Below are 15,025 nucleotides of genomic sequence, written 5' to 3' on the forward strand. Positions count from 1 at the left end.
TAAGCAGTAAAACCGGGGCAACAAACCGGTGGTTGTAGAAAAATTCGGTGGAGCGGTAGTTCAGTCGGTTAGAATACCTGCCTGTCACGCAGGGGGTCGCGGGTTCGAGTCCCGTCCGTTCCGCCACTTATTATGAAGCCCTGAGCATTAGCTCAGGGCTTTTTTGTTTCTGCAGCCCCATTATTGCTTTAACAGCAATAATCCTCTGTCACTAGCGATCTTTTTCTTCTGCAGCTGACCCTCGATAATCTTCTTTCTCAACGAAAATGAGTTAAAGAGGATTTATGACAGTTCCTGCATTTGGTCTTGGTACCTTCCGTCTCAAAGATGACGTCGTCATCGCGTCCGTTAAAACCGCTCTTGAGCTGGGTTATCGCGCTATCGATACCGCACAAATTTATGACAATGAAGCAGCTATTGGTCAGGCTCTCGAAGAGAGCGGCGTTGCGCGTCGCGATCTCTACATCACGACAAAAATCTGGACCGAAAATCTGAGCAAGGAAAAGCTCATTCCCAGCCTGAAAGCGAGTCTGCAAAAACTCCGCACTGATTATGTCGATCTGACGCTGATTCACTGGCCATCGCCTGGTGATGCCGTGGCGGTTGAAGAATTTATGCAAGCGCTGCTTGAAGCGAAGAAAGAAGGGCTGACGCGTGAACTCGGTATCTCTAATTTCACCATTCCGCTAATGGAACGGGCCATTGCCGCTGTCGGTGCTGAACAGATTGCGACTAATCAGATTGAGCTTTCGCCTTATCTGCAAAATAAAAAGGTCGCGGCATGGGCTAAAGCACATGGTATCCCTGTTACATCGTATATGACGCTGGCTTACGGCAAGGCGCTGGAAGACGAAGCCATTGCCCGTATCGCGGCAAAGCATCAGGCTACGCCTGCGCAGGTGATTCTGGCCTGGGCGCTGGCGCTGGGGTATGCCGTCATTCCGTCTTCAACGAAGCGAGCAAACCTGCAGAGTAACCTGCAGGCGCAACAGCTAACGCTTGATGAGGAAGATATGAACGCCATTGCCGCGCTCGATCGTAACGAGCGTCTGGTAAGCCCGGAAGGTTTAGCGCCCCAGTGGGACTAAGCGTCTGCTCTATTTACAGCCCTTCACGGGGCTGTTTCACATGTTCGCTCAGAAAATCGATGAATGCCCGGATGCGTGTACTAACGGCACGGTCGCTGTAATAAACTGCGCTAAACGGCATTTCTACGGGTAAGCGATGCTCAGCGAGCAATTCCACGACCTCTCCACTCGCTATTTCTTTATCAATCATATAGTCCGACAGACAGGCAATCCCATTACCTGTCAGACAGAGTTGCTTAATTGTCTCCCCGCTGTTGGAAGATAATCCCACCTGAATATCATGCAGCTGACCATCCTGCCGCGCCACCGGCCAGGTATTCAGCGACACGGGTTCGGTAAAGCCAAGGCAAACATGATCGTCGAGATCTTCGACGGTTTGCGGCACGCCATAACGATCCAGATAGTCAGGCGAGGCGACGAGCTTACGGTAACTGCTGAACAGAGGGCGAGCCCGCAGGCTGGAGTCTGTCAGATTACCGGCGCGAATAGCCACATCCACTTTACGCTCAATGAGATTGATAAAGGTTTCAGAGGAGACCAGCGAGAGCGTGACCTCCGGATAGCGTTCACGAAAAGGTTTGATTAGCGGCATTAAAAAATGCAGGACTACAGGCGTAGCGGCATCAATCCGCAGTAAACCGCGCGGCGTATGGCGGGTTTCCATTAGCTCATTCTCGGCGGCAGCCATCTCCTGCAAAATTTGTTGAACGCGACGGAAATAGCGTTCGCCTTCTTCGGTGAGACTAAGCTGACGCGTCGTGCGGTTCAGCAGGCTCACGCCAAGCTTCATCTCCAGCTTCTTTACCGATCGACTTACCGCCGAGTTCGCGAGCCGTAGCTGTTCTGCCGCCCGGCTAAAGCTGCCGCTTTCCACCACCGCGACAAAAATAGCCAGCTCTTCAGACGTTGCCTTCATTGTTGCTTCTCCGGCAAAATTTTATTGTGATTTTGAATATTTTTGTTATTTAAGCATTTCTCCATACTGCACGCCAACACTGAACCACTGCTTATGGAGATAAATTATGCCTCTGGCATTGCTCGCTCTGACCATCAGTGCCTTTGCAATAGGCACGACCGAATTTGTTATCGTTGGCCTTGTGCCCACTATCGCTGAACAGCTTGGCGTCTCGCTGCCTTCGGCGGGATTGTTGGTTTCGCTTTATGCTCTGGGCGTGGCGGTTGGCGCGCCGGTATTGACCGCGCTGACGGGAAAAGTGCCGCGTAAACAGCTGCTGGTCGGGCTGATGGCGCTTTTTACCGCGGGCAATGTGCTCGCCTGGCTGGCGCCGGGTTATGAAACGCTGGTTGTGGCGCGAGTGCTAACAGGCCTTGCGCACGGCGTTTTCTTTTCAATTGGTTCGACTATTGCCACAAGTCTGGTGTCAAAAGAGAAAGCGGCTTCCGCCATTGCCATTATGTTTGGCGGCCTGACCGTCGCGCTGGTCACCGGCGTGCCGCTGGGGACTTTCATCGGGCAGCACTTTGGCTGGCGTGAAACGTTTCTTGCGGTCTCGGCGCTTGGGGTGATTTCGCTTATCAGCAGCCTGATTCTGGTGCCGAAGGACATTCCTGGTCGCGCCGTTGCGGGCCTTAAGGCACAGCTTAACGTGCTGACGCATCCCCGCCTGTTGATGATCTACGCGATAACTGCGCTGGGCTACGGCGGCGTATTTACTGCGTTCACCTTCCTTGCGCCGATGATGCAGAGTCTGGCGGGCTTTAGCCCTGCGGCAGTGAGCTGGATCCTGCTCGGGTATGGTGTTTCTGTTGCTGTCGGCAATATCTGGGGAGGCAAACTGGCCGATCGCCATGGCGCAGTGCCTGCGCTTAAGTTTATTTTTGCCGCGCTGGCGTTGTTGCTGCTTGTCTTCCAGTTCACCGCTTCCATACAGTATGCGGCGCTGGCGACCGTGCTGGTAATGGGCATCTTTGCGTTTGGCAACGTGCCGGGTTTACAGGTTTATGTCGTGCAAAAGGCGGAGCAGTATGCGCCGGATGCTGTCGATGTCGCTTCCGGGTTGAATATCGCGGCGTTTAACGTAGGAATAGCGATGGGATCGGTCATAGGCGGCCAGACGGTAGCGCATATCGGGCTTGCCCAGACGCCGTGGATCGGCGCGGTAATTGTGGCTGTCGCCCTGGTGCTGGTGAGCCTGAGCGGCCGTCTCGATAGCAAGCCGCGTCTGGCGCTGGGTTAATTTTAGCTAAAGACAGTTCGTACATTTCCTCACTGCCTGGCGTTGAAACTGTGAGCTAAAATCCCTATAACTGATAAGCCGTCACGTCATTGTGACGGCCATCTCAATGGAGGCATTCAGCGAAACGTGCGAAAAACAACCTATGCCATGCGCTACATTGCCGGCCAGCCAGCAGAGCGAATCTTACCGCCAGGCTCCTTCTCGGGCATTGGCCAGGCGCTGCCGGCGGGGGAACCGTTGCCCGGACATGATGTGCTGCGTGTGCTGGTATGGAACATCTTCAAACAGCAGCGTGCCGAATGGTTATCCGTATTACAGACCTTTGGTAAAGATGCTCATCTGGTTTTGCTCCAGGAGGCGCAGACCACGCCTGAACTGGTCTCTTTCGCCACAAAAAATTATCTGGCTGCCGACCAGGTGCCTGCTTTCGTGCTGCCGCAACACCCCTCCGGCGTAATGACGCTGGCTGCGGCTCACCCGGTTTATTGCTGCCCATTGCGTGAGCGGGAGCCCATCCTGCGGCTGGCGAAATCGGCGCTGGTGACGGTCTATCCTTTGCCGGATAGCCGCATGCTGATGGTGGTGAATGTGCACGCGGTAAACTTCAGCCTTGGGGTGGATGTTTACAGTAAACAGTTAGGACCGATTGGCGATCAGCTGGCGCATCACAATGGTCCGGTCATTATGGCAGGGGATTTCAACGCCTGGAGCCGGCCGCGTAAAAACGCGTTATATCGCTTCGCCCGCGAGATGGCGCTGCGTGAGGTTCGCTTTACTGACGACCAGCGTCGTCGCGCTTTTGGCCGTCCGCTCGATTTTGTCTTTTACCGGGGATTAGCCGTGCATGAAGCTTCCGTGCTGGTTACCCGCGCTTCCGACCATAACCCATTGCTGGTCGAATTCAGTCCGGGCAAGCCTGAGAAGAAGTAGGGCGGCATAAACGCGTCTGGTCGCCCGCTTAGTCTGAAAGCGGCGCAATAAAAAAGGCACCGGGGGAATCGGTGCCATTTTTAGCATTTTTGCGTTACGATCAGGAGTCCGGCGTCGCGCTATCGTTCACGAAGAGCGTGAGCTGGTCGCCAGGCCGCAATTTATCCGCATCGCTATTCCAGCGCATTACATCCTTGATGTTTACGCCGTGGCGCTTCGCAATGCTCGACAGAGAGTCGCCTTTACGCACGCGATAGGTAATGCTGTCGCTGTTGCTGGCGAGGCTTGTCGCGCCGCTGGCGCTGCCTACTGTTAACGTCTGGCCGATTTTCAGGTTCGCGCCGCGCAGGTTATTCCAGCGTTGCAGATCCTTCGTCGAAACGTTCATTCGCGCCGCGATAGTGGAAAGCGTATCGCCGGAGCGCACTTTATAAGTGCGGCTTTCAACCGGGCTCGCATCCGCCAGCATCTGCGGCTGGATAGCTTCGATTTCCCCGGCCGCCAGCGAGCTTCTCAACTGCTCAGCATGCTTTTGCGGCACCATGACGTATTTCGGCCCGCTTTTGCCCAGCGTATCGCCTTTCACGCCCGCATTGAACGTTTTCAGCTTGCTGACAGGCATGCCGGCCATTTCCGCCAGCTGATCCATATCAACCGGGTTATTGACCTTCACGCGCGCCAGCGCACGACTTTCGTCGGACGTAGGCAAACGTACCCCGTAACGCTTGCTGTTTTTGAGAATATCACTCAAAGCCAGCATCTTAGGCACGTAGATTTTGGTTTCCTGTGGCAGTGAAAGCGACCAAAAATCCGTGGATTTTCCTCGTGCTTTATTCGCTTTCATTGCCTTCAATACACGACCTTCGCCGCTGTTATAGGCCGCCACGGTCAGTAACCAGTCGCCGTCAAACATGCGGTTAAGACGCTGCATCATATTGAGCGCGGCGGTTGTTGAGGCCACCACGTCGCGACGCGCATCATAATTGCGGGTCTGTTTTAAACCATAATTACGCCCCGTGCTCGGCACAATCTGCCAGATGCCAGCGGCATTCGCAGCCGATGTGGCGTGGGGGTCAAAAGCGCTCTCCACTATGGGTAGGAGTACCAGCTCCATCGGCATGTTACGTTTCTTAACCTGCCCGGCTATCCAGTACATATACGGCTCTGCCCGTAAAGTTACATCGTGGAGATAGCTCTTGTTTCTCAAATACTTCTGTTTTTGATCGCGGATCCGGTCATTTTCCGGTATCCCCATCTTTAGCTCGTCGCCAATGAAAGACCACAGGTCCTGATCTTGCGCGAGGAAGGTTCCATCGTCCATCCATCGCGCAGTCTGACCAGCAAACTTTCCTGCTTCCCCTTGACCAGCCGCAGAAAGGCTCTGTGCATGCTGTTGAACGCCGGCGTCTTGCTTGGTTGCCTGGCACCCCACAAGCAGGACAGAGGCGAGTAATATCGCTTTTGCCTTCATGTGTGTGTCAATAGTTGCTTAAAAGACGAGCGATGATAACTTTGAAGACCGCAGATCACAAGCAGAAATTTTTAGAAACTATCTTTCTTTGCCCGTAACCAGGCGAATCGCTCTTCAGGGTGTTGCAAAGTTGTTTCTGTGTTTATTTTATTAATTAAATCAATATCATCCACGCGGAGAAATAAGTTGATTTGCCGTTCTTTTTTCAGATTTGAGGGGAGTGTTTTTTGGTTTTTTGCACGTAACTCTTTAACTTCTCGATAATATTGGGTTAAGTGCATATCCTCAGGCAGGATAGCCACTGAAAACGTTAAATTGCTTAACGTATATTCATGCGCGCAGCAAATCAGGGTTTCTTCCGGCAGCTGATTTAATTTTTGGAATGATTGGTACATCTGCGCTGGCGTGCCTTCGAAGAGACGTCCGCAGCCTGCGGAAAACATCGTGTCGCCGCAAAAAAGATAAGGAAAACTGAAATAAGAGAGATGTCCTAAAGTGTGACCGGGCGTGGCAATAACGCTGAATTCATGCCCCAGTATGACAACCGCATCGCCTTCATGGACTATCTTCGTGGTTCCTTTGCCCGCCGTCTCCTGCGGCCCATACACAATGAGGTCAGGATAACGCGCCAGCAGCGCTTTAACGCCGCCTGTATGGTCATCGTGATGATGCGTCAGCAGAATGGCGACCGGCTGCCACGCGTTTTCCTCTATCGCTTTCAGAACCGGTGCGGCTTCGCCTGGATCGACAATCAGGCACTTTCCTTGTTCATCGCTCAGCACCCATATGTAGTTGTCCTGAAAAGCAGGAATACTGTTAAGATTCATAAATCACCTCACATTACGTTACGGAAGGTTGTGATGAAACCTGCAAGGACCCCTGCGGCCTTCACCGCGCCCGCTCACTGGAGCCAGTTGCCCTGGGGCGACTTTTACCGCGCGGCGCTGGAGCAGCAGCTTACGCCATGGCTTGGGAAGATGTATGGTTTTCATCTGCTTAAGATAGGCAACCTGAGCGCGGAGGTCAGCACGGAAGCCTGCGCCATTTCACATCAGGTTAACATTGCCCCGCAAGGGGAAACGTTGCAGGTAAAAGCTGACCCGCTTCATTTACCCTTTGCCGAAAAGTCGGTAGATGCCTGTCTGCTGGCGCATACGCTGCCCTGGTGCCCGGATCCGCACCGCCTGCTGCGGGAAGTCGATCGCGTATTGATTGACGACGGCTGGATGATCCTCAGCAGCTTCAGTCCGTTAAGCCTCCTCGGCGCCGGGAAAATGGTGCCTTTCCTGCGCCGCAAAATGCCCTATAACAGCCGCATGTTCACCATGATGCGCCAGCTGGACTGGCTCACCTTATTAAATTTCGAAGTGATGCATCACGGGAATTTTCAGGTGCTGCCCTGGCACCGGCAGGGCGGCAGATTGCTGAGCACGCACCTGCCGGCGTTGGGCTGTATGCAGCTTATCGTGGCCCGTAAGCGAACCATTCCCCTTACGCTCAACCCAATGAAAGCGCGCAAAGCCAAAGCGCAGCTGCGCCCCGCCGTCGGGGCGACAAGGCAATACCGTAAACCTTAAAGCGCGGGCGCTTCGGGCAGATAACCCACATCTTCAAGCGTCGGGTTATTAGCCGCCTGGCGTGCGAGCTCATCGCAGCGCTCGTTTTCCGGGTGGCCCGCGTGGCCTTTCACCCACTCCCATTTAATCTCATGCTGGCTAAGCGCCGCATCCAGCCGCTGCCAGAGATCGACGTTTTTAACCGGTTTCTTTTCCGCCGTTTTCCAGCCGCGCTTTTTCCAGTTGTGGATCCACTGGGTTATCCCCTGGCGGACGTACTGGCTGTCGGTGCTGAGGGTGATAATGCAGTGCTCGCGCAGCGCTTCCAGCGCCACGATAGCGGCCATCAGCTCCATGCGGTTGTTAGTGGTAAGACGATAACCCGCGCTGAACGTTTTCTCGTGCTGCTTATAGCGCAAAATAGCGCCGTAACCGCCGGGCCCCGGGTTGCCAAGGCAGGATCCATCGGTGAAAATTTCTACCTCTTTACGCATCTCTGGTAGACTTCCTGTGATTAAAAGCCCAAGTCTGACACAACGAGCGCTATGAGCACAGCTATTACAAGACAGATTGTCCTCGATACAGAAACCACCGGTATGAACCAGATCGGCGCTCACTATGAAGGGCACCGTATTATTGAGATCGGTGCGGTCGAAGTGATAAACCGCCGCCTGACCGGCAACAACTTTCATGTCTACCTGAAACCCGACAGGCTGGTGGACCCGGAAGCCTTCGGCGTTCACGGTATCGCCGACGAGTTCCTGATGGATAAGCCGACGTTCGGCGACGTGGTGGAGGATTTCCTCGACTATATTCGCGGCGCCGAACTTATCATCCATAACGCTTCGTTTGATATCGGCTTTATGGATTATGAATTCGGCATGCTCAACCGCGGTATTCCGAAGACAGAAACCTTCTGCAAAATTACCGACAGCCTGGCGCTGGCGCGCCGCATGTTCCCGGGCAAGCGCAACAGCCTTGACGCGCTCTGCTCGCGTTACGAAATCGACAACACCAAGCGTACCCTGCACGGCGCATTGCTCGACTCCCAAATCCTGGCGGATGTCTACCTGGCGATGACCGGCGGCCAGACGTCGCTGAAATTCTCTATGGACGGCGAGGGGCAGCAGCAGCAGGGCGGCGAGGCGGCAATTCAGCGCGTTGTCCGTCAGGCCTCGTCGCTACGGGTGATAAGGGCCAGCGATGAAGAGATAATGGCGCACGAATCGCGTCTGGATCTGGTGCAGAAAAAGGGCGGCAGCTGCCTGTGGCGCGCCTGATGGCGGGCTATAATGAAGAGAAATTCAACGGCCGGGCGAAATTTGCAGCAAACGGTTAAAAGTGTGAGAAAAAGCGTTGACGGCCCTGGGGGCAATCCGTAATATGCGCCTCGTTCCCCAACGGGAACAATGCGGAGCGGTAGTTCAGTCGGTTAGAATACCTGCCTGTCACGCAGGGGGTCGCGGGTTCGAGTCCCGTCCGTTCCGCCACTATTCAGAAAGCCTGAATCAGCAATGATTCAGGCTTTCGTCTTTTCCGCCTTCGGTTATTCCTTCGACATCGCCACCTGCGCCGGGAAGCCGCGGACATCCGCCGCGCGTTCGTGTCGCGCCACCCAGCGGTAGCAGCCCGCGCCCAGCGCCGCGCCGATAAACCAACTAAAGTTCGCCACCTCATGCAGCCCTGGAATAAAGCTGATGATCAGGCCTACCGCCACGGATGGAATGAGTGCAACAATCGCTTTCGGATTAAAGCCGTTCTTGTACCAGTAGCGGCCTTTCGGCGTATCATCGAAGAGGTCGTCGACAAACACCTTGCCGCGCTTAATCAGGTAGAAGTCCGCCAGCAGAATGCCGAACAGCGGGCCGATAAACGCCCCCAGTACGTCCAGCGTATAGTGAATCAACTCGGGCGACTGGAACAGATTCCACGGCGTCAGTAAAACGGAACCTACCGCCGCGATCATCCCGCCGGTGCGAAAGCTAATCTTTTGCGGCGAGCAGTTAGAGAAGTCAAACGCCGGCGAGACAAAGTTGGCCACGATATTAATGCCGATGGTGGCGGTGATCATCGTCAGCAGCCCAATCGCCATGGCGAGGCTGTTGCCCACGCGGCTGACGGTCTCGATCGGGTCCGTTATCATCTGGCCGAACAACGACTGCGTACCCGAGACAATCACCACGGTGACAATGGAAAACAGCAGGAAGTTAAACGGCAGGCCCCAGCGGTTGCCGCGCTTAATTTCGCTCATGCTTTTTCCATAGCGAGAGAAATCACCAATGTTCAGCAGCGGGCCGGAGAAATAGGAGACGACCAGCGCCGTGGCGGTAATCATCTGCCAGGTCTGCTCGCCAGTAGAAAGCGATTTGCTGGCAAGCGTAAAGGAGATGCCGTCAAAGCCGGTCTGGTACAAAATCCAGCCCGCCAGCGCCATCATCACCACGTAAACCGCCGGCCCGGCGACGTCGATAAAGCGCTTAATCGCATTCATCCCGTGCCAGAACACCATCGCCTGCAGCACCCACATAATGCCAAAGCAAACCCAGCCTAAGTGCGAAAGGCCAAGGAAATGGCCCTCGGTCATGGTTGCGAGAGAAGGCCAGAACTTCAGCGCCACCAGCATTAACGCGTTAGCGGCAAGGTAAGTCTGAATGCCGTACCAGGCGAAGGCGATAAGGCCGCGGATCACCGCCGGGATATTCGCGCCAAACACGCCGAACGCCTGGCGGCAGATGACGGCGTAAGGCACGCCCGCCATCTGGCTCGGTTTCGCCACCAGATTGGCGCACAGTTGCACGATGCAAATCCCTACCAGCAGACAGAGCAGCACCTGCCAGCTGGCAAGCCCCAGGGTGAAGAAGCTGGCGGCGACCACGTAGCCGCCCATGCTGTGCACATCCGACATCCAGAATGAAAAGATATTGTACCAGGACCAGGTCTGGTTGCGGGTAGGGGCCAGGTCGTCATTACAGAGCCGGGGGCTGTATCCGGCATTCGGGTTCACTTCTGCGGGCTCATGGTTTGGCATGGAATCTGCTCCTCTGAACAATGGCGACGAAATGTCTGCCATTGTCTTTGCAGGAACCAGGCCAGGTTTTTCTTTTTTGTGTACAAGAGAATTATTTGTTGTATACAAGAAGTGAAAGCCGACCATAGACGGGAGCTATAAATGAAGCGTGAAACGGGCTTAAGCGCCCCGCAGGAATTACCGGATAAAGAAGCGCATATCTGGCACTCGTTGCTGAATGCGATTGTCGAGCACCAGCTGCCGCCGGGCTGCAAACTGCCGGAAGAGGCGCTGGCGGAGGTGTTTGGCGTTAGCCGCACCGGCATCCGTAAAGTGCTGACGCGCCTTGCGGCGGTGCAAATGATCGACATGACGCCCAGGCGTGGTGCATTTGTCGCCAGCCCCACGGTGGAAGCGTCAAAAGCTATCTTTCAGACCCGCAGCGTCATTGAGTGCGCTAACCTGCCGCACGTGCTTGCCCGCCTTCAGCCGCCTCATCTGGCGGGGCTGGAAAAGGTCGTGGCGCTGGAAGAGCAGGCGCACCGCGAAGGCGACGGCCCGGCGGCGATTCGCCACTCCGCCGCTTTTCATATTCAGCTACAGGCTATCTCTGGCAACGCCGTACTAACGGAGATGGTGACAAGCCTTACCCAGCGCTCCTCACTCGTTATCGCCGCATGGGGATCGCCCTGGCAGCGCGGCTGTCGTTGCGACGATCACGAAAAGCTTATCGATCTGCTGCGCGAAAAAGATCTCGCCGGGCTGACGGACGCGCTGGCGCACCATTTCACCCACATTGTAGAAAGCCTCTGCTTTGAACGCAGTGGAGAAACCCTGGCGGATTTCACCCGCCTGTTTGGCAAGGCGGAGGCGCAGCCATGAGCGGTTTTCGTATACAAGTTATCAACCCCAACACCAGCGTTGAGATGACGCGCACCATCGGCGAGGCGGCCCGCGCTGTCGCCATGCCAGGCACGGAAATTCTGGCGGTTTGCCCGACGCAAGGGGTGGAGTCCATCGAAGGGCATTTCGATGAAGCTATCGCCGCCGTCGGGGTGCTTGAGCAGATAAAGCGCGGTCAGGCGCAGGGCGTCGACGGGCATATTATCGCCTGCTTTGGCGACCCGGGGCTGCTGGCGGCGCGGGAGCTGGCGAAAGGGCCGGTGATTGGCATCGCCGAGGCGGCCATGCACGTGGCGACGCTGGTGGCGACGCGTTTTTCTGTGGTCACCACGCTGCCGCGCACGGTCATCATCGCCCGCCATTTATTGCGCCAGTATGGCTTTGAACACCACTGCGCAGCGCTGCACGCCATCGATTTACCGGTGCTGGCGCTTGAAGATGGCACGGGTCTTGCTCAGCAGAAAGTACGCGAGCGTTGTATACAGGCAAAGAACGAAGACAACAGCGGGGCGATTGTGCTCGGCTGCGGCGGCATGGCGAACCTTGCCCGCGAGCTGACCGCCGAGCTTGGCATTCCGGTCATCGACGGCGTAACGGCGGCGGTGAAAATGGTGGAATCCCTGCTGTCGCTCGGTCTTGGCACCAGTAAACACGGCGACCTCGCGTATCCCAACAAAAAGCCGCTCACCGGCTGTTTTGAAATGCTGAGCTAAGAGGATACTAAGGATGCAAACTGTACCGGATCACCGCCATCACCTGAATGAAGCTTACCCGCGAGACATGCTGGGCTATGCAGGCAAACCGCCCCATGCCCGCTGGCCGGGAGAGGCGCGCATCGCCGTGCAGTTTGTGTTGAATTACGAAGAGGGAGGCGAGAACCATGTGCTGCATGGCGACAGCGGCTCCGAGCAGTTTCTCTCCGATATCATTGGCGCGGCAAGCTACCCGGATCGCCACATGTCGATGGACTCGCTCTATGAATATGGCTCCCGGGCGGGCTTCTGGCGCATTCATGAAGAGTTCCAACGCCGGGGCCTGCCGATGACTATCTTCGGCGTGGGAATGGCGCTTGCCCGCAACCCGGCGATTGTCGAGGCGATCAAAGCGGCGGATTACGACGTGGTGAGCCACGGCTGGCGCTGGATCCACTATCAACATATGAGCGTGGAAGAGGAGCGCGCGCACCTGCGTCAGGCCATCGACACGCTGGAGACCCTGTTTGGCAAAAAGCCGCTCGGCTGGTACACCGGGCGCGACAGCCCCAATACCCGCAGGCTGGTGGTGGAGCAGGGCGGGTTTCAGTACGACAGCGATTATTACGGCGACGACCTGCCGTTCTGGACGGAGGTGGAGTGCGAAGATGGCGGCCGCAAGCCGCATCTGGTCATCCCCTACACGCTGGATGCTAACGACATGCGCTTCGCCACTGCCCAGGGTTTCAACACCGCCGAGCAGTTTTATACCTATCTGAAGGACAGTTTCGACGTGCTGTATGCCGAAGGGGAGACCGCGCCGAAGATGATGTCGGTGGGCATGCACTGCCGCCTGCTGGGTCGACCGGGGCGTTTTCGCGCGTTGCAGCGTTTTCTGGACTATGTGCAGAGCCACGACCGCGTGTGGGTCTGCCGCCGCCAGGATATCGCCGACCACTGGCTGAAAACGCACCCCTACGCGAAGTAGCCCCTCACCCCGGCCCTTTCCCCGGCAGGGAGAGAGGGTCGGTCAGCTTTGCGGATGTGGGAGAGGCGCGTGTAGAGCGGCGAAACCCGGGTTCCCTTTCCCCTGGGGTGAGGGGCGCCGGAAAGCAGCTTGGCTTTATGGATACGGTTTTTAGCCTAAGCGCGGTGAAAGTGCCCTGACCAACGGCGCATACCGTTTCCCTCTCCCCATGGGGAGAGAGTTAGGGTGAGGGGCCGCAGTAAAACGCCGCTATTCCATCAAACTCACATGCGCGGCCACAATGCGCCAGCCGAACGGAAACTTCACCCACGTCTGCATCTGACGGCCGATGCGATCGCTGCCTTCGCGGGTGAACTCGGTGCTGGCAACCGCCATCTCGTCGCCGAAGGTGGTGATGGTGGTATTGCGCAACGTCCGGTCTAAGCCCTGCGAAGGGCGCGCCGCGCGAAACGCGCGGATTTGCTCAATGCCATACAGGTTTTCCGTCGCGCCGTAGCGTACCGTGCGCTCGTCCACCCAGAAAAGCGCATCCAGCGTCGCCACATCATTCGTGACCAGCGCCTCTTCGTAGCGATAAAAGGCGGCGCGAACCTCGTTTAACACCGCCGGGCGATCGATATTATCCCTGTTCATCTCTTCACCTCCACGTTGACCACACCCAGATTTTCAAGCCGTTTCGCCGCCTGCAAACATGTCGCCTCCCGCCACGGCGCCCCGATAAGCTGCACGCCGATGGGCAACCCCTTCGCGGTCATCACCGGTACGGTAACGACCGGCAGGCCAAGAAACGAGATGGGCTGCGCCAGCATTCCCATGCTCGCTTTGACCGGCAAATCGGTATGGTTGATACGCATTGTCGCCGCGCCGATTTCCGTTGCGCAGCAGGGCGTGGCGGGGGCCAGCAGCAGGTCGACATTATCGAACAGCCCCAGCGTCTGGTCGCGAAACCAGCCGCGAAAACGCTGCGCCTGCGTGTACCAGGCTGAAGGGGTCATCGCGCCCGCCAGCAGGCGTTCGCGGGAGTTGGGTTCAAAGCGGTGCGGCTCGGTTCGAAGCTGCGGCAGATAGTGATTTCCTCCCTCGGCGGCGGTCAGCAAAAACGCCGCCTGGCGCGCCAGCTCCGCTTCCGGCAGCGTCAGCGTTTCCTGGGCGCCGAGCGCTTTCGCCACCTGCGCCACCGCCGTGCGCGCGTCTTCATCGCACCAGGTATCGAAGTAGCCTGTCAGCACGGCGCAACGCAACGGCGTCTCTGCTGCAAGCCGCGTTGCCGCCGGTTCAACCGGGCGGGGCGACTGAAAGCGGTCTGTCTCATCCGCGCCCTGCAGCGCGTCGTAAACCTGCGCCAGGTCTTCCGCTGAACGCGCCAGCGGGCCGATGTGGTCAAGGCTTGCGACAAACGGCACGCTGCCGCTGCGCGAAAGGCGTCCGAAAGTGGGTTTCAACCCCAGCACGCCGCACAGCGAGGCGGGCACGCGTATGGAGCCGTTGGTGTCGGTGCCGAGCGTAAAGTTCACCATCCCGGCCGCCACCGCCGCCGCGGAGCCGCCCGAGGAGCCGCCCGCCACCCGCGTCAGGTCGTGCGGGTTATGCGTGGCGCCATAATGGCTGTTCTCGGTGGTAAAGCCGTAAGCGTAAGCGTCCATGTTCAGCGCCCCGCCGAGCAGCGCTCCCGCGCGGCGTAGTTGCGAGACGGCGAACGCGTCTTTCGCCGCGGGCGGCTGCTGGCTGAAAAGCGCCGCGCCTGCAAGCGTGGTTACGCCGTCGATGTCGAAGAGATTTTTTACAGCGTAAGGCACGCCGGCAAGCGGTGGCAGCGGCTGGCCCTGCGCGCGAAGCTGGTCGACGCGCGCCGCCTCCTGCAACATTCTCTCCTGCGAAACGTGCGTGAACGCGTTCACCGCCGGGTTGCTTCGCTCAATGGCGGCAAGCGTCTGTCGCGCCAGTTCGGCGGCGGAAAAATGGCCCTGCGCCAGCCCTTCACGGATAGCCTTAATGGATAAACTCATAGCCGGTACACTCCCGCCACTTCCTGGCGCTGGTCCAGCGGGAAGGCGAGCAGCGGCGCGGCCATGCTGGCGATGCGCGAAAGCTGGGTTTCAAGCTCGGCGCGCCGGGCATCGTCCAGCGGCACGGCCAGCAGCTGTTCCATCAGCCGGATGTAAGCCGGCCAGTCGAAAGTTTCGTTCATTTTC

At 57.2% G+C, this 15,025-nt stretch carries 16 protein-coding genes and 2 tRNA genes; 10 read left to right on the plus strand and 8 right to left on the minus strand.

Going from position 1 to position 15,025, the window contains the following annotated elements; translation table 11 throughout:
- Nucleotides 1-49: 49 nt before the first annotated feature.
- Nucleotides 50-126 (plus strand) — tRNA-Asp (locus IEX01_RS00005).
- A 158-nt stretch (nucleotides 127-284) separates the two neighbouring features.
- The gene (gene dkgB / locus IEX01_RS00010) at nucleotides 285-1,088 is read left to right on the plus strand and encodes a 2,5-didehydrogluconate reductase DkgB (protein WP_188723041.1); all 804 of its coding nucleotides are present in this window, start codon (nucleotides 285-287) and stop codon (nucleotides 1,086-1,088) included.
- A 13-nt stretch (nucleotides 1,089-1,101) separates the two neighbouring features.
- Here dkgB and yafC read toward each other — a convergent pair whose 3' ends face one another.
- Entirely contained in the window at nucleotides 1,102-2,004 is a 903-nt protein-coding gene (gene yafC / locus IEX01_RS00015; RefSeq protein ID WP_024559205.1) for a DNA-binding transcriptional regulator YafC, read from the minus strand.
- 106 nt (nucleotides 2,005-2,110) lie between these two features.
- Between yafC and IEX01_RS00020 the strand changes: the two genes are divergently transcribed.
- The gene (locus IEX01_RS00020) at nucleotides 2,111-3,286 is read left to right on the plus strand and encodes an MFS transporter (RefSeq protein ID WP_024559204.1); all 1,176 of its coding nucleotides are present in this window, start codon (nucleotides 2,111-2,113) and stop codon (nucleotides 3,284-3,286) included.
- 126 nt (nucleotides 3,287-3,412) lie between these two features.
- Nucleotides 3,413-4,216 (plus strand): endonuclease/exonuclease/phosphatase family protein, encoded by an 804-nt coding sequence (locus IEX01_RS00025; RefSeq protein ID WP_024559203.1) that lies wholly within the window; start codon nucleotides 3,413-3,415, stop codon nucleotides 4,214-4,216.
- Nucleotides 4,217-4,316: 100 nt separating this feature from the next.
- Here IEX01_RS00025 and mltD read toward each other — a convergent pair whose 3' ends face one another.
- Both mltD and gloB read right to left on the minus strand, forming a co-directional pair.
- Complete coding sequence (mltD, locus tag IEX01_RS00030; protein ID WP_024561190.1) at nucleotides 4,317-5,687, minus strand: murein transglycosylase D; 1,371 nt, start codon at nucleotides 5,685-5,687, stop codon at nucleotides 4,317-4,319.
- A gap of 71 nt (nucleotides 5,688-5,758) precedes the next feature.
- Complete coding sequence (gene gloB / locus IEX01_RS00035) at nucleotides 5,759-6,514, minus strand: hydroxyacylglutathione hydrolase (protein ID WP_188723042.1); 756 nt, start codon at nucleotides 6,512-6,514, stop codon at nucleotides 5,759-5,761.
- Between the two features lie 33 nt (nucleotides 6,515-6,547).
- Here gloB and IEX01_RS00040 point away from each other — a divergent pair, with 33 nt between their 5' ends.
- Nucleotides 6,548-7,264, plus strand: coding sequence for a class I SAM-dependent methyltransferase (locus IEX01_RS00040; RefSeq protein ID WP_024559200.1), 717 nt, complete (start codon nucleotides 6,548-6,550; stop codon nucleotides 7,262-7,264).
- Here the strand turns inward: IEX01_RS00040 and rnhA are convergent.
- Nucleotides 7,261-7,737: a ribonuclease HI gene (gene rnhA, locus IEX01_RS00045; protein WP_024561191.1), complete on the minus strand. Its 477-nt coding sequence runs from the start codon at nucleotides 7,735-7,737 to the stop codon at nucleotides 7,261-7,263. The genes IEX01_RS00040 and rnhA overlap by 4 nt on opposite strands.
- 51 nt (nucleotides 7,738-7,788) lie before the next feature.
- Here rnhA and dnaQ point away from each other — a divergent pair, with 51 nt between their 5' ends.
- Nucleotides 7,789-8,523 carry a DNA polymerase III subunit epsilon gene (gene dnaQ, locus IEX01_RS00050; protein WP_024559198.1) on the plus strand — a complete coding sequence of 245 codons (735 nt, stop codon included), beginning with the start codon at nucleotides 7,789-7,791 and terminating at the stop codon, nucleotides 8,521-8,523.
- Nucleotides 8,524-8,656: 133 nt separating this feature from the next.
- Nucleotides 8,657-8,733 (plus strand) — tRNA-Asp (locus tag IEX01_RS00055).
- Between the two features lie 56 nt (nucleotides 8,734-8,789).
- On the opposite strand, the gene IEX01_RS00060 is transcribed toward IEX01_RS00055, so the two are convergent.
- Complete coding sequence (locus IEX01_RS00060) at nucleotides 8,790-10,271, minus strand: NCS1 family nucleobase:cation symporter-1 (RefSeq protein ID WP_188723043.1); 1,482 nt, start codon at nucleotides 10,269-10,271, stop codon at nucleotides 8,790-8,792.
- A 141-nt stretch (nucleotides 10,272-10,412) separates the two neighbouring features.
- Between IEX01_RS00060 and IEX01_RS00065 the strand changes: the two genes are divergently transcribed.
- From IEX01_RS00065 to puuE, 3 genes are read left to right on the plus strand one after another with little or no spacing between them, the layout of a single operon-like run.
- Complete coding sequence (locus IEX01_RS00065) at nucleotides 10,413-11,132, plus strand: GntR family transcriptional regulator (protein WP_188723044.1); 720 nt, start codon at nucleotides 10,413-10,415, stop codon at nucleotides 11,130-11,132.
- Nucleotides 11,129-11,866, plus strand: a complete 738-nt coding sequence (gene hpxA / locus IEX01_RS00070) for an allantoin racemase (RefSeq protein WP_024561194.1) — start codon at nucleotides 11,129-11,131, stop codon at nucleotides 11,864-11,866. Before IEX01_RS00065 ends, hpxA begins: the two co-directional genes overlap by 4 nt.
- A gap of 13 nt (nucleotides 11,867-11,879) precedes the next feature.
- Nucleotides 11,880-12,833 (plus strand): allantoinase PuuE, encoded by a 954-nt coding sequence (gene puuE, locus IEX01_RS00075; protein ID WP_024559194.1) that lies wholly within the window; start codon nucleotides 11,880-11,882, stop codon nucleotides 12,831-12,833.
- Nucleotides 12,834-13,082: 249 nt separating this feature from the next.
- Here the strand turns inward: puuE and hpxZ are convergent, their stop codons facing one another.
- From hpxZ to hpxX, 3 genes are read right to left on the minus strand one after another with little or no spacing between them, the layout of a single operon-like run.
- On the minus strand, nucleotides 13,083-13,466 hold the full coding sequence (gene hpxZ, locus IEX01_RS00080) for an oxalurate catabolism protein HpxZ (RefSeq protein ID WP_024559193.1): 384 nt from the start codon (nucleotides 13,464-13,466) through the stop codon (nucleotides 13,083-13,085).
- Nucleotides 13,463-14,839, minus strand: coding sequence for an AtzE family amidohydrolase (locus IEX01_RS00085; RefSeq protein ID WP_024559192.1), 1,377 nt, complete (start codon nucleotides 14,837-14,839; stop codon nucleotides 13,463-13,465). Before IEX01_RS00085 ends, hpxZ begins: the two co-directional genes overlap by 4 nt.
- Entirely contained in the window at nucleotides 14,836-15,021 is a 186-nt protein-coding gene (gene hpxX / locus IEX01_RS00090) for an oxalurate catabolism protein HpxX (RefSeq protein WP_024559191.1), read from the minus strand. Before hpxX ends, IEX01_RS00085 begins: the two co-directional genes overlap by 4 nt.
- Nucleotides 15,022-15,025: the final 4 nt, after the last annotated feature.

The organism is Franconibacter daqui (assembly GCF_014644275.1).
In the GTDB taxonomy this organism is placed as follows: domain Bacteria; phylum Pseudomonadota; class Gammaproteobacteria; order Enterobacterales; family Enterobacteriaceae; genus Franconibacter; species Franconibacter pulveris.